This window comes from Pseudomonas sp. L7, from assembly GCF_046605565.1.
GTDB lineage: Bacteria > Pseudomonadota > Gammaproteobacteria > Pseudomonadales > Pseudomonadaceae > Aquipseudomonas > Aquipseudomonas wayambapalatensis.
The window spans coordinates 1,481,706-1,495,421 of sequence record NZ_CP176784.1 but is presented as its reverse complement, the minus strand read 5'-3'; the positions used below and the strand labels follow the sequence as shown (position 1 = coordinate 1,495,421).

General features: G+C 62.7%; 9 protein-coding genes. 3 read left to right on the top strand and 6 right to left on the bottom strand.

The window, feature by feature from the left end:
- Nucleotides 1-29: 29 nt before the first annotated feature.
- The gene (locus ACK3BK_RS07090) at nt 30-194 is read right to left on the bottom strand and encodes a hypothetical protein (protein ID WP_186666944.1); all 165 of its coding nucleotides are present in this window, start codon (nt 192-194) and stop codon (nt 30-32) included.
- 415 nt (nt 195-609) lie between these two features.
- Nucleotides 610-1,395, bottom strand: coding sequence for a helix-turn-helix transcriptional regulator (locus tag ACK3BK_RS07085; RefSeq protein WP_054892881.1), 786 nt, complete (start codon nt 1,393-1,395; stop codon nt 610-612).
- Between the two features lie 177 nt (nt 1,396-1,572).
- On the opposite strand from ACK3BK_RS07085, the gene ACK3BK_RS07080 reads away from it, so the two are divergent.
- Nucleotides 1,573-2,394: a carbon-nitrogen hydrolase family protein gene (locus ACK3BK_RS07080; RefSeq protein ID WP_186666945.1), complete on the top strand. Its 822-nt coding sequence runs from the start codon at nt 1,573-1,575 to the stop codon at nt 2,392-2,394.
- A gap of 130 nt (nt 2,395-2,524) precedes the next feature.
- Nucleotides 2,525-3,847 (top strand): APC family permease, encoded by a 1,323-nt coding sequence (locus ACK3BK_RS07075; protein WP_186666946.1) that lies wholly within the window; start codon nt 2,525-2,527, stop codon nt 3,845-3,847.
- A 44-nt stretch (nt 3,848-3,891) separates the two neighbouring features.
- Here the strand turns inward: ACK3BK_RS07075 and ACK3BK_RS07070 are convergent, their stop codons facing one another.
- The 3 genes from ACK3BK_RS07070 to ACK3BK_RS07060 are packed head-to-tail and all read right to left on the bottom strand — an operon-like array spanning nt 3,892 to nt 7,965.
- A complete protein-coding gene (locus tag ACK3BK_RS07070) occupies nt 3,892-6,114 on the bottom strand; it encodes a GMC family oxidoreductase (RefSeq protein WP_411383982.1) in 2,223 nt (740 codons plus the stop codon).
- A complete protein-coding gene (locus ACK3BK_RS07065; RefSeq protein WP_186666948.1) occupies nt 6,111-6,608 on the bottom strand; it encodes a sorbitol dehydrogenase in 498 nt (165 codons plus the stop codon). Before ACK3BK_RS07065 ends, ACK3BK_RS07070 begins: the two co-directional genes overlap by 4 nt.
- A gap of 4 nt (nt 6,609-6,612) precedes the next feature.
- Complete coding sequence (locus tag ACK3BK_RS07060; RefSeq protein ID WP_186666949.1) at nt 6,613-7,965, bottom strand: cytochrome C; 1,353 nt, start codon at nt 7,963-7,965, stop codon at nt 6,613-6,615.
- A 329-nt stretch (nt 7,966-8,294) separates the two neighbouring features.
- Here ACK3BK_RS07060 and ACK3BK_RS07055 point away from each other — a divergent pair, with 329 nt between their 5' ends.
- Nucleotides 8,295-11,720: a hypothetical protein gene (locus ACK3BK_RS07055; RefSeq protein WP_411383981.1), complete on the top strand. Its 3,426-nt coding sequence runs from the start codon at nt 8,295-8,297 to the stop codon at nt 11,718-11,720.
- Nucleotides 11,721-11,874: 154 nt separating this feature from the next.
- On the opposite strand, the gene mqo is transcribed toward ACK3BK_RS07055, so the two are convergent.
- A complete protein-coding gene (gene mqo / locus ACK3BK_RS07050; RefSeq protein ID WP_063543592.1) occupies nt 11,875-13,518 on the bottom strand; it encodes a malate dehydrogenase (quinone) in 1,644 nt (547 codons plus the stop codon).
- Nucleotides 13,519-13,716 lie beyond the last annotated feature (198 nt).

Genomic DNA, 13,716 nt, shown 5'->3' with positions numbered 1-13,716 from the left:
GGAGCAACCTCCGCCCGCAGGGCACAACGTCAGTTCTGCGGACGCTGTTTGGTGGCGTCGAGCTCAGCCTTCTTTGCCGTGGTCAGCTCGGTGATCTTGGCCGACTTCTCGATAGCCATGTTGAAAGTGGCTTCCATCTTGGCGATTGCTGCGTCTGCGCCGCCACCGCTGCTTGCTGGAGGTACGTTGCTCATGGTGATACTCCTTCAGGATAGGGATTCATAAGAAGCCGCTTTGAGGCGGGTAGAAGTCCGTGCAAGACAGCGACCGAAGGGGATGTCAGGCAGTCGCTCTCTAACACGGGACCCATGTTAGGCAATGAATATTCGCCACTGCTGTGAAACGTTGTGAAAGGTTGGGAAAACTCTTGATACAAACCACCAGACAGCGCCTTTACACAGGCTACAAGCCAGGTACAGCAAGGCCTTCAGCTGAAAAGCCGAATACCTTTAAATGTCTCGAATGGGGTAAAACGCGCTGTTTTTCTGGTCGAAACAGCCGGCAGTCAAGTTCAGTTATCGAACAAACTTAGTCACTCAGGAGGCATGACAGGGCAAATATTACAAGGCGGCAGGATGAACGGATAAGTAATCACTTCTGTGAACTCAATCAACTTTGCGCCTGTAGAAACAGCGAAAACAACTCGGACTGTGACTTGATCCCCAATTTGCTGTACATGTGCTTGCGGTGCACTTTCACGGTCTCGGCGGATATCGCCAGCTTGCGCGCGATCTCCTTGCTCGAACAACCACTGAGCATCAAGCGCCCCACTTCCAGTTCCCGTGCAGTCAGGGGTGTCTGCAGCGCCTCGACGGTTTCCTCCAGGCGGCTCTGCCAGCGTGGCGCCGGTGGCGTGGCCTGCTCCAGCAATTCGCGCTCGAACGTCATGCGCTGGCGCATCAGCCCGGCCACCCAGGGGCGCAGCAAGTCGAGCAGGGTGATCTGCTCGGCGCTGAAACGCCCCTTGGTCCCCAACGACAGGCACAAGGTGCGCTCCTTCTCCAGCTGCACATTGAACTGCACCTCGTCGGCGACCACGTTCAGGCGAAAGTAGCGCTGATAGTAGTCGGTCTGCTCGAAGCACTCCGGCGCCACGTCCGCCAGTTGGAACAGGCCGCTGCCCGGCGCCTCGCGGCTGGCGATGTAGAACGGATCGAGCAGGTACAGGCCCTTGAGGTAGTCCTGGAACAGCGGGTCGGGCCCGCCGTCCTCACCAGGACACTCGGCGAACACTTGCGGTCTACCATTGCTGAAGAGCAAGGCCACCCAGCTGTCGAACGGCACATACTGATCGAGCAGGCGCACCAGGGCAAGCCAGAAGCCGGGCTTGTCGAGCGTCTCGACCAGGTGACCGACCGAGCGGTGCCAGGCCAGGTCCTGCAGCGTAAGGTTCATGCCTCTACCCCTGTTGGGTTACCACGTGGGCGTAATTACCCCCGATACGGTGGCCGACGCATACTCGGGCAAGCCTTGCCTCGGTCCGATGCGCATTCTGACCGTTTTTCACCGGGCGGTCATGTCACCGCCATGGCTCGGGCATTTCAATAAAAGATTGGGTCTATGAGAACAGCAATGAAGGTCGAACTCGTGCAACTGGTGGGCCGCGACGGTGACACCGCCTACAACCTGAGCCGCACCCTGGAGGCAATCCACGCCTGCCCTGCCGGCACCGACCTGGTGGTCTTCCCTGAAACCCAGCTGATGGGGTTCCCCAGCGAGGACAACATCGCAACCCTCGCCGAGCCCCTCGACGGCCCCAGCGTGCGCGCCGTGCAACAGGCAGCGCGCGAACGTGACGTCGGCGTGGTGGTCGGCATGGCCGAAGCGGGTGACGACGGCCGCTTCTACAACACCACCCTGCTGATCACCGCTGAAGGCATCGCCCTGAAGTACCGCAAGACCCACCTGTGGGCGTCGGACCGCGGCATCTTCACCCCGGGCGACCGCTACGCCACTGCGCTGTTCAAGGGGGTGCGGGTGGGCTTGCTGATCTGCTTCGACATCGAGTTCCCCGAAAGCGCCCGCGCCCTCGGCCAACTGGGCGTCGAGCTGATCCTGGTGACCAACGGCAACATGGACCCCTATGGGCCGACCCACCGTACCGCGATCAGTGGCCGCGCCATGGAAAACCAGGCGTTTGCAGTGATGGTCAACCGCGTCGGCGAGGGGGATGGCGCCCTGGTGTTCGCCGGCGGCAGCGCGGTGGTCGACCCATACGGGCAGTTGCTCTGCGAAGCCGGGCGCGAGGAGTGCCGCATCGGGCTGGAACTGGACCTGGCGCAACTGGATGTTGCCCGTCGCGACTACAGCTATCTGGCCGAGCGACGCTTCGTCCTGCCGGGCGAAGTGCGCGAGCACGATAACGGCCTGCGCGAGCTGGTGATCGGGGCCTGAACACCAGGTCCTGTGCCGGCAATCAGCTCCTGTTCCCACACAGGTATCGGCGCCAGCCTTGGGTCTGGTGCCAGACGATTGCTCGCACATTCGAACTCTGCATAACAAACATAATCTGGAGTAAGCAGTAATGGCCCGACTCAAGCGAACCCTTTCGCTCAGTGCGGTGGTGCTGTTTGGCATCGCCTACATGACCCCGATCATCGTCCTCGGGACCTTCGGCATCCTCGCCGACACCACCGGCGGCGTGGTGCCCTCGGCGTACCTCGCCGCCTCCGTCGCCATGCTGTTCACCGCCCTGAGCTACGGGCGCATGGCCGCCGCCTTCCCGGTGGCGGGCTCAGCCTACACCTATGTGCGCAAGTCGATCAGCCCGAAACTGGGTTTCCTGGCCGGCTGGGGTGTGCTGCTCGACTACCTGTTCCTGCCCATGGCCATCTGGCTGATCGGCGCGGCCTACCTGCACTCGGCCTTCCCCGCCGTGCCGCAAGCCGTCTGGGTGCTGGCGTTCATCGGCGTGACCACGGCGATCAACGTGGTCGGCCTGCGCCTGGCGAAGAACATCAACGGCGCGCTGATGCTAGTGCAGTTCCTCGTTCTGGCGGCCTTCGTGGTGCTGGCGATCCACTATGTGCTGGGGGACGCGAGCAAACCGCTGTGGTCGCTGGAGCCGTTCTTCAAGGAAGGCGTGCAGTTGCCGCTGATCATGAGCGGTGCAGCGATTGCCTGCTATTCGTTCCTGGGCTTCGATGCGGTGAGCACCCTGACCGAGGAAACCCACGAGCCGCGCAAGAACATCCCGCGGGCGATCCTGCTGATTACCCTGATCGGTGGATTCCTGTTCATCGCCGCCAGCTATTTCGTGCAGCTTGCCCACCCCTCCACCCAGTTCGAAAACGCCGACTCGGCGGCCTACGAGATCGCCCGCAACATCGGTGGCGACCTGTTCGTCAGCCTGTTCCTGGTCGGTTTGATCGTCGGCCAGTTCACCTCGGGGCTGTCCGCCCAAGCCAGCGCCTCGCGCTTGCTGTTCGCCATGGGGCGTGACGGTGTACTGCCCAAGGCATTCTTCGGGCGCCTGAGCGAGCGCTTCGGCACCCCGGTCGGCAGCATCGTGCTGTGCGGCGTGGTGGCGCTGCTGGCGTTGCACATGGATGTCACCACCTCCACCTCGTTCATCAACTTCGGCGCCTTCCTGGCCTTCAGCCTGGTCAACCTGTCGGTGGTGTTCCACTACTGGATCGGCCGTGGCGAACGCGGGCCACGCGCGGTGCTGCTGTTCCTGGTGTTCCCGCTGATCGGCCTGGCGGCAGACCTGTGGCTGATGGTGAGCCTGGATCACCTGGCGATCTACCTGGGCCTGGCCTGGCTGGCGGCGGGAATCCTGTACCTGGCAGTTCTGACGGGTGGGTTCAGCAAGCAGCCGCCGGAGATGCATTTCGAAGAAGCGTGATCGGAGGGCACCGGCCACGCCGGTGCCCTTCCTGCCATCGCGGACTACAAGGATCCGAAGCTAAGCTCGACGCTCAAGCTGCCCTGGTTGTCGCGCAGACCAACCCCGTAGCGCCCCTCCAGATCGTCATTGATGCACAACTGCAACTCGCCCTTCTGGCCACGCGGCAACTGCACCTTGTCCCCTATCAGGAACGGCGTGCCGTTACTGCCGATACGGCCGATCAGCGCACCTTCGTTCTGCCCGGGCAAGGTATAGCCAGGTTTGGCGATCAAACCCGCATGACCACTGGCGCCCACGAACCCGGTAGCCGGGTTGGCTGTCCACTGCCCGCCCTTGCACACCGCCAACTGCCAACTGTGACCATTGACCTGCACACCGGTCCCCTGCCAGGCCTGGTTGGCCTGTACCTGCACGGTGCGCGCAAGCAGGTCGCTGGCCACCACATCGGCAGCCTGGAAGGTCAGCGCAGTGATGGTCAGGGTGGGGTTGGCGGTACCGGTGGTGGGGAACACACCGTCGCCGACCAGGAACAGGTTCTTGTGGTCCCAACTGCGCTGCTGCTTGTCGACCACCGATTTGCCCGGGTCGCTACCCATGCGGTAGGTGCCCATCAGGTGCCCGGCGCCGTAGAACGCATAGCGTTCGTTGCCATGGTCGAACACCGTTTGCGGTCCAGGTTCCTTTTTGGGGTGGAAGTCGGTCAACTCGCTGGCGCCCATCAGCTCAGTGATGATGTGCGTCGCGGCCAAACGCGCCTGCCTGAACCCTTCCTTGGTGTAGTCGGAGAAATCATATTCGATCTCCGGTCTAGCCAGCCCGAGGCCGTCGGTGAGGGTATCGCTGACCTTCACTCGACACAGCGCCTTGTCCGGGTCTTTTTCCAACTGCTCGACCAGAAAGCCCAGGCGGAACTGGCGAGTCAGCACGCTGTTGAGCTGCTGGACCAGTGCCTGGCCAGACAGTGCCGACTTCTTGGGGTTGGTCCCGCCCTCGTTGGTCCCGTCGATGTAGTCGCAAACGGCCTTGTACGGATCCTCCTGCGACCAGTTCCAGCCCTCGTTGCCGATCTCGATACGCCAGGCCGCATGTTTCCTGCGAAAGTCGCCGTCACGCATTTCCTCGATGCCTGAAGTCGACAGCGGGCCACGGAACGGGAACAGCGGTTTACCCTCGGGCATCAGGCCCCAGGCCAGGTACACCGGATGGTCCGACAAGCCACAGCCAAGCTGCTTGCTGCTGTTGGCAACCCCATCCGGCCAATCCTTGCTCTTGGAGTTGAGCAGCAGTTTCGGCGTCTCGATGGCATGGGCGGCGATGACGTAACGCTGGCCCTGGGCCACGCCATCATTGCGTTTGCCATCGGCCTGGTACTGGATGAACTCGATGCCACTGACTTGCTTGTCGGTCACCAGCACCTTGCTGGCCACGGTCTGGTAGAGGATGCGCACGTTGCCGGTGTCCAGCGCCTTGGCCATGGTCACGGTGGCATCGTACTTGGCCTGGATCGGGCAGATCGGCGTACAGCTGGTATTACCGGCACAGGCCCGCCGCCCGTTGTCGTTCTGCGAGTTGCGTCCGGCCGGGGTCGGGCGCACCTTCAGCGTGATGCCGTTATAGAGCTTGCCGTCGATTGCCTTGGCCACGCCCTGGTCGACCAGCGAAGGCGGGATGCCGTGCATGCGGTACTGGTAGCCCTCGGGGAAGGTCACGCCGAGATAGGACTGGGCCGCCACGTCGGCAGACACGCCCATCTCCTCCTCGGCGCGGCAGTACGCGGTCTGCAGGTCGGCATAGCTGATCGGCCAATCGACCCCGACGTTGTAGGCCGACTTCATGCGAAAGTCATTGGGCAACAGGCGCAGTGCGGTGCCCATCCAGTGCCACATGGTGCCGCCACCGACCCGCTCGTAGGTGCTGGCGAACAGCAGTGGCCCTTTCTGTACCAGATAGCTTTTCTCATCCTTGTGCGGGTCGTTGCTAGCGACCGTGATCACGTCCTTGATGGTCGCTCGGGGAGCGAACTGCTTGTCCGGGGTCTGCTCCATCTGCTCAGGCGGATAGGGCGATTCAGGCGATTTGAGCACCGCGGTGTAGAAACGCTCCAGATACTCGCTGCGGTTCGGCGGAATCGCCGGCCCCGACTCCAGCACCAGTACCTTGAGCCCGGCCAGGCCCAACTGGTAGGCCATCACGCTGCCGGCCATGCCGGCGCCCACGACGATCACATCGGCTTGCTCGATGTTCTTGGCTTGTACGAGGCTCATGGCTGCTGCCCTTCCTTGGCTTTGACACCGGTGAATTGCTCGAGGGTTGGTGGCTGCTCGGCCCAGTAGCCGAAGTGATACTGGCTATAGCCCATGGGATGGGCCTGGGCGATCTTCCACGCCCAGCTTTCCTTGTAGGCCTGGTCGGAAACCACGTGGATATCACCTTTGGTTTTCTGCGCGTCCTTCAGGTCGTAGGGCTGGTACCAACTGCCCAGCAGCCAGAGCTTCATGATCGAACGCGCGCCCTGGGCGATCGGTGAATCCTTGCGGTCCAGAATGGCGGCGGCGATCTCTTTCTCGGGCCGGCCCTTGAGGCTGACAAACAGCTCCAGCAGATTGCTGAAGGCTGCCGCGCCCATGCCGCTTTGCGCTGTGGCGAAAAACACCGGTGGCAGGTTGACCGGGTCGTCGGACGGGGCAAGGTGGTCGCTGGACAGGCCCGTCAGCAGCGCCGAAAGCTCAATGAAGTTCTGCAGGTTCTGGTCGTTCATGGCATCACTCCTTGGCGCCAGTGGATTGGGCACGTTCAAGCAGGAAGGTGAAGTCCGCGAAGCTGGTACGCGGCGATTCAGTCACCCGGGTGGTCGCGTTGTTGTGGCACTCCATGCAGCTCGAAGACGCCTGCGGCACGGTGCCCTGGTTGTAGGTTTCCAGCGTGGCGTTGGCCAGGAAGCTTGGCGCCGGAGAGCCCAGGGGGTTGACCGGGTCCGGTACCTGGCACTTCGGATCCTTGGCGGGCTTGGTCGGCCATTGCGTACTGACCAGTTGGTAGTTGGCCCAGACCGTGCCGGCCAGCGCGCCTCGCCACTGCTGGTTGAGCGCCTGGGCGGCGGCAGTGATCGGAATCTCGCGCACGATCTGCGACGGCACGGCCTTCTTCGACGGATCCCACGGCAGCGCCGGCGGCTCGTTGATCGGCCGATCGGCCTTGGCGTCATAGAAAAGGTACGGCCCCTTGCGCTCACTCATAGGCGTAGTCTTTTCCGGCACGTTGCGCACGTGCTCGAACGTCGACCACACCCACTGCTGCGCGTCCTGGGTCTTGTGCACGATGTGCAGCCCGACCAGGCCGACCTTCTGTGCACTGCACGACTCGGGAATGAGCGCCCCTTTGTCCGGATCGTCATTGCCCGGGGTATAGACCAGGGCATCGACGGCATGGAACTCATCGGCCTTGTCGCTTGCATCAAGGACCTTCCAGGCCGACTTGACCATGATCGCGCCGACCCGCTTATCCTCGTTCGAACCGCAGGCAAAGGCGATGCGGTTGTCGCTCTTGCCGAGGAACGCCTGTTGCCCCTCCTTGCTGTAAAGGCCGTTGTTGACGATATCGTCGAACATCGGCTGGTTGACCATGATCGCGTTGCGCGTGTACTGCCCGCTCTGGTCGACCAGTGGGCCGGTCTTGAACGGCTGGATGAACTCATCGAGCACTCCGGCGACCTTGCCCATCTGCTGCAGCACAGGCAGGTTGCCCTTGCCCTCACAGGCCGCGGGAAGCGGGGCTTTCTCGTGCCAACCTACAGGTTTCTGCCCCTTGGGCAGGAAGATCTCGTAACTCTCCTTCCACGACTCCCACACCGTCGTTGTGTTCGGCTTGCCGATCGGCGCATCGGTGTCGGCACTGCCATCGGGCTTGGCCGGCCAGTTCAGGGCGACGAAGGTCTTCCACGACAACAGGTCGAAATCGTGCTGCAGGCTTTCAAGGGTAGGTGTGGGCGGTACCACGACGGTGACATCGAAGGGAATCTGCGGCGACAGCACGGGGCTGTCTGCCACCGCGGCCACGGCCAGTACGCTGGTGAAGCCTGCACCCAGGCAGGCCAGGTGTTTCGGTCGTTTTCTCATTATCGTCTCCTCAGCAGATAAAGCGTCGGGACGACACAAGATGCGGGCCCTTCATGGTCCCAGTATTCAGCGTTATCCCTGACGCTGATTTGCAGGCTAGCTGGCCATTTGCCACAGGAAAAATAATCGGATTAACGGTAGGGTTATTGCCCTGCCGTACCGATCAGGACACCTGTTTCACGGATGTAAAACGTTGTGAATTCCCGCGCACTGAAATCTTTACTTACATTCTGTTCTGCTACCTTCGAGCCGCCTCGAGGGTCGCCGAGCGTCCAGCAACGCTGACACGCCTTGCGCCCTTTCTGCCCCGACGAAAGGAGTTTCACGGCATGTCGACCAGCCCTCTCACCCGCAGCGCCGACACCAAACTGTCAGAGCCACGCGATCATAAGCCCGCCGCCACCTTCCGCGTGCTGCTCGCCAACAGCGAGCGCAACGCCGACAGCTACCGCAGTGCCAAGCCCGACGAGCAGATGCCCACGCTGGGCGAGCTGGCCGCGATCGGAGCGCCCGGTGCCCAGGGGGCCGACACCGTGCGCTACGTGACGGCCGCAGGCGACCATGTGCTGGTCAGCAAGGCCACCACCCCCAAGCTCTATCAACAGATCGTGGAGGCCCGCCCGGCACTGGAGGCCATCGCCAAGAGCAAGCAGGACGGCTACGAACTGCTCGGCAAGGACGCCCAGGCCCCCGCCACCCTTGGTGACTACAAGGCCATCGGTGCCGCTGACGAAGTCGGCCCCGGCCTGATCCGATACCAGACCGCCGACGGCAAGGCCTACATCGTCGCCGAGCAGGACAACCCCGAACTGTTCAAGCAGGTCTCGCAGGACTACAAGGCACTTTCGGGCATCAACCGCAGCATCGCCGATGGCTACCAATGGGCCGGGGCCGACCAGCAGGTGCCCGGCACGCTTGGCGACTTCCGCGCCGTGGGCCCCGCCGAGGAAGTCGGGCCGGGCGTGATCCGTTACGAGACCCAGGATGGCAGCAAGTACGTGGTGTCCGAACGCGACAATCCCGAGCTGTTCAAGGCCGCCAGCAGTGCCTACGACAGCCTCTCGGGCCTGCAGGCCAGCGAAGCCGACGGCTACCGGCGCGCCACCGACAATGAAGTCTGGCCGCCCTTCGACGGTACGGCCATCGGTGCCCGCGACGAGGTCGGCCCGGACCTTATCCGCTATGAACACAATGGCGAGAAAGTCGTGGTCGCCCGCGACGACAACCCCAAGCTGTTCGATTACCTGGCCGGCCTGCATGAGGTCTACAGCGACCCGGCCAAGGCTGCCGACATCCGCACTGCACTGGACAACGGCGCCGTGCTGGCCGATGCCAACACACAGGCGCCGGGCCTGAACGACTACAAGGGTTTCGGCTGGACCATCGGCCAGGAAGACAACGTCCTCACCTACGAAACCCACGACGGCACCAAGGTCGTGGTCTCGCGCGACATCGCGCCGGAGCTGTTCAAGCAGGTGGCGACCGCCAACGACACCTGGGGCAAGATCCACGACAGCGAGAAGGACGGCTACAAGCTGGCCGGCCCCAACGATTTTCTCAAGAACAAGGACATGTCTTTCGGCTCGCCGGACGAGCTGGGCGATGGCCTGATCCGCTTCGAGACCGACGAGGGCAAGTTCATCGCCTCCAAGGAGCTCAGCCCACAGCTGTACGACGAAGTGGTCGGCAAATGGGAAGGCTGGACCAAGGGCGAGGTCGATGAGACCCGCAGCAAGTACAACCTGCCGCCGCGCGAGGAGCTCGATGCGCTCAATCTCAAGACCGGGGTCAAGGCCGATGAGAAGGACGCCTCCTCGCCCGAACTGACCGTGGGCGAGTTGGCCACCAAGGAGCTGCTCGACAGCTACCGCAAAGGCGTGCAGGACGGCTCGATCGCCAAGGACGACCCGCGTGCCAAGCTGGTCCGCGCCCTCGAGGCGCAGGCCGCCTACCAGAACGGCCGCGGCATCACCGGCTACGAGGAAGAGCCCGGCGCCTTCGGCGGCACCTGGCGGGTGTTCGACAAGGAACAGACCGCGCTCACCTCCGCCGACATGCACGACATCATCGACGGCGGCAAGCTCAAGGAGCAGATCAGCACCCTGTTCGCCGACGAGACCATCCAGAAGGACTACAAATCGAAGATGGACGATGCGCTCAACCGCATCCCCAACAAGGACGAGGTCAAGCAGAAGCTGCTCGACCTGACCAACAACCCCGACTACATCGCCTACCTCAAGGACCTGCAGAAGCAGGGCAAGGACCACGAGGCCAAGGAAGACCTCAACAATACGCTCTCGGCCTTGTCGTTGTTCGATCCGGAGGCGGCCACCAAGGCGGCCCAGTCGATCCAGGCCGACGGACTGACCAGCGACCTCAATGACCTGGTCGGCGACCCGAGCAAGATTTCCGACGAGAACAAGGAGCTGGCCACCAAGGACCTGTTCGGCCTGCTCAAGAGTGTGCTCAAGGGCTCACTGCTGGACATGCCGCGCCGCACCCAGGAAGTCATCGAGAAGTTTCTCGAAGAGGGGCTGCAGGGCAAGCAGAAATCCTCGGTGGTCACCAAGGTGCTCGAAGAGCTGTCGCAGATCGACATGGCCAAGGGCAGCATCAGCGAAGCCGACCTCAAGACCGTGCTGTCCAAGCCCTACGTGCCGATTGCCGACCGTGGCACCCTCGGCGAGGTGTTCAGCGCCCTCAACAGCAAGGGCATCCTCGGCACGCTGGGTGCCGGGGTGAACCTGTTCTCGGGCATCTATCAACTGGTCGGCCAGGGCGGCAAGCTGGGCGAGACCTGGCAGCAGCGTCTGTCGATCGCCAAGGACTTCGTCAGTTTCGCCGGCGCCGGCAGCCACTTCGCCAAGGTCGGCGATGCCATCGGCGGGCTGGTCGGCAAGAGCGGGTTGGTCGACTTCCTCGGCCTGGACAAGACGCTGCCGGAGATCTGGGGCAAGGGCGGTATTCAGGAGCCGAAATTCGAGTTCAAGCTCAGCGAGCTGCCGGCGAGCACCAAGGCCAAGATCGCCGAAGCGCTCGATACCCTGCCCGGCAGCAAGCTGGGGGACTTTTCCGATGTGCTCGGTGACGGCGCGGGCAATGCCAACGCCGCCAAGAACGCCTATGGCGGCATTACCCAGCGCCTGGAGGACGCGGTGTCGGCCTCCGGCACGGTCAAGCTGCCACCGGGCAAGGCGGCGAAGATTGCGGGGTCGGTGATCAAGGTACTGGGCCCGGCCACAGACCTTGCCGGTGGTTTCGCCGACATCGTGCTGGGGGCCTTCACCATCAAGAACGCGATCAAGGATGGCGACCCGCTGGCCAAGGCCTCCGGTGGCCTGCAGATCGCCGGCGGTGCCTTCGGTGCCTCGGCCGGTGTCCTCGGTGCTGCCAGCCTGTTCGGTGCAGGCACGGCTGCAGCGCTGACCGGGCCGTTCTTCCTGGTGGGCGTGGTGCTGGGAGTGATTGGCGGGATCATCGGTTACTTCGTCGATCACAACAAACGGCAGAAGGCCAGTGAGAAGGAAAACGACTGGTATCGGGATTTGGCGGCGGATGGGTTGTTGCAGGGCGACTGGGCGGACAAGGTCGAGTATGCCCACTATTCGATCCACCATTATGGCGACCGCGAGGCGCCGGAGGATGACAGCCTGTTCCGCTTCCAGGAGGCCGAATGGAAGCATTTCGACGAGACGCCGCAGAAGAATGGCTCGTCGAGCAACCGCCTGGACGACAAGTTGCACGTGGATCATTGAGCCACTGATTGCAATCCATCCCTGTGGGAGCGGCGGTTCGGCGCTCCTACAAGGGCTGTGGCTTGGGCACAAAAAAGCCACGAGCCCGCCTGCGGCGATCCTCGTGGCTTTTCAGGCAACGGCCTGTCAGACGACAGGCCATCCCCAGGGCAGCTTACAGCGCCATGTCGTTGGCAGCCTTGCTCTCGGCAGGTGCGGTCGACTCGACACCGGTGCTGGTCCCGACGCTCTGGTCGATGACCGGCGGCTTCTCCAGTTGCAGCACTTCAGCGGTGTAGTTCCACTCTTTCTGCACAGCAGCAGCGGAATCGTTCAGCTTGGTACCGTAGCTCGGCACGATTTCACGGATGCGGGCCTGCCATTCAGGCGTGGCGACCTTCTCCTTGAACACGGTTTCCAGCACGTTGAGCATGATCGGCGCAGCAGTCGAGGCGCCTGGCGAAGCACCCAGCAGACCGGCGATGGTGCGGTCTTCGGACGCTACGACCTCGGTGCCCAGCTTCAGCACACCGCCCTTCTCTTCGTCACGCTTGATGATCTGCACGCGCTGACCGGCCTGCCACAGGCGCCAGTCTTCTTTCTTGGCGTTCGGGAAGTAAGTGCGCAGGGCTTCGAAGCGGTCGTCATCCGACAGCATCACCTGGCCGGCGAGGTACTCGACCAGCGGGTACTGCTCGATACCCACTTTGGTCATCGGCCAGACGTTGTGCAGGGTGGTGCTGCTCAGCAGGTCCAGGTACGAACCGTTCTTCAGGAACTTGGTCGAGAAGGTGGCGAATGGCCCGAACAGGATCACGCGCTTGCCGTCCAGCACGCGGGTGTCCAGGTGCGGAACCGACATGGGTGGCGCGCCGGTCGAGGCGATGCCGTAGGCCTTGGCCATGTGCTGCATGGCAACGGTCGGGTTCTCGGTCACCAGGAACGAGCCGCCAACCGGGAAGCCTGCGTATTCCTTGGCTTCAGGAATGCCCGACTTCTGCAGCAGCTTCAAGGCGCCGCCGCCGGCACCGATGAACAGGAACTTGGCGTCGGTGGCAGAGGTGCTGCCATCCTTCAGGTTCTTGTACTCGACGTGCCAGGAGCCGTCCTTGTTACGGGTGATGTCCTGCACTTCGCTGGACAGCTTCAGCTTGAAGTTGTCGCGGGTCTGCAGGTGGCCGACGAACTGGCGGGTGATCTCGCCGAAGTTGACGTCGGTGCCGATCGGCGTCCAGGTCACGGCCAGCTTCTGGTTCGGGTCACGCCCTTCCATCATCAGCGGGACCCACTTGGCGATCTGCGCGTGGTCTTCGGAGAACTGCATCGGGCGGAACAGCGGGCTCGCCTGCAGTGCTTCGTAACGCTTCTTCAGGAAGGCGATGTTGTCGTCGCCCCAGACGAAGCTCATGTGCGGGGTGGTGTTGATGAACGATTTCGGGTTCTTCAGCACGCCCTGGCGAACCTGCCAGGACCAGAACTGGCGCGACACCTGGAAGGCTTCGTTGATCTCGATCGCCTTGGAGATGTTGACCTTGCCGTCCTTGTCCATCGGGGTGTAGTTCAGCTCAGCCAGCGCGGAGTGGCCGGTACCGGCGTTGTTCCAGCCGTTGGAGCTTTCCTCGGCGACGCCATCCAGGCGCTCGACCATTTCCATCGACCAGCTCGGCTCCAGTTCGCTGAGCCATACGCCCAGGGTCGAACTCATGATGCCGCCGCCAATCAGGAGCACATCGACTTTCTTGGCTTCGTCGGCGTGCGCTTGCATGAAGCTCGCCGCGACAGCCAGACCCAGCAAGGTCTTGCCAGCTTTTTTGAACATTGATCACTTCCAGTCAGTAGAACGGAGGGGGGCCTGTGGCTGGCCCAGGTGTTTCTTGTTCTTCAGCGCAGGCTTTTTGTGATCATTGTTCAGCAGCCAGAGAACCCTTACAGGCTTCAGCCATTGGTCTGATTGACCGGGGTCGGCTGAAACGGTTGCGGATTGTAACCGAAACGCCAGCACAAACAAATTGGCGGC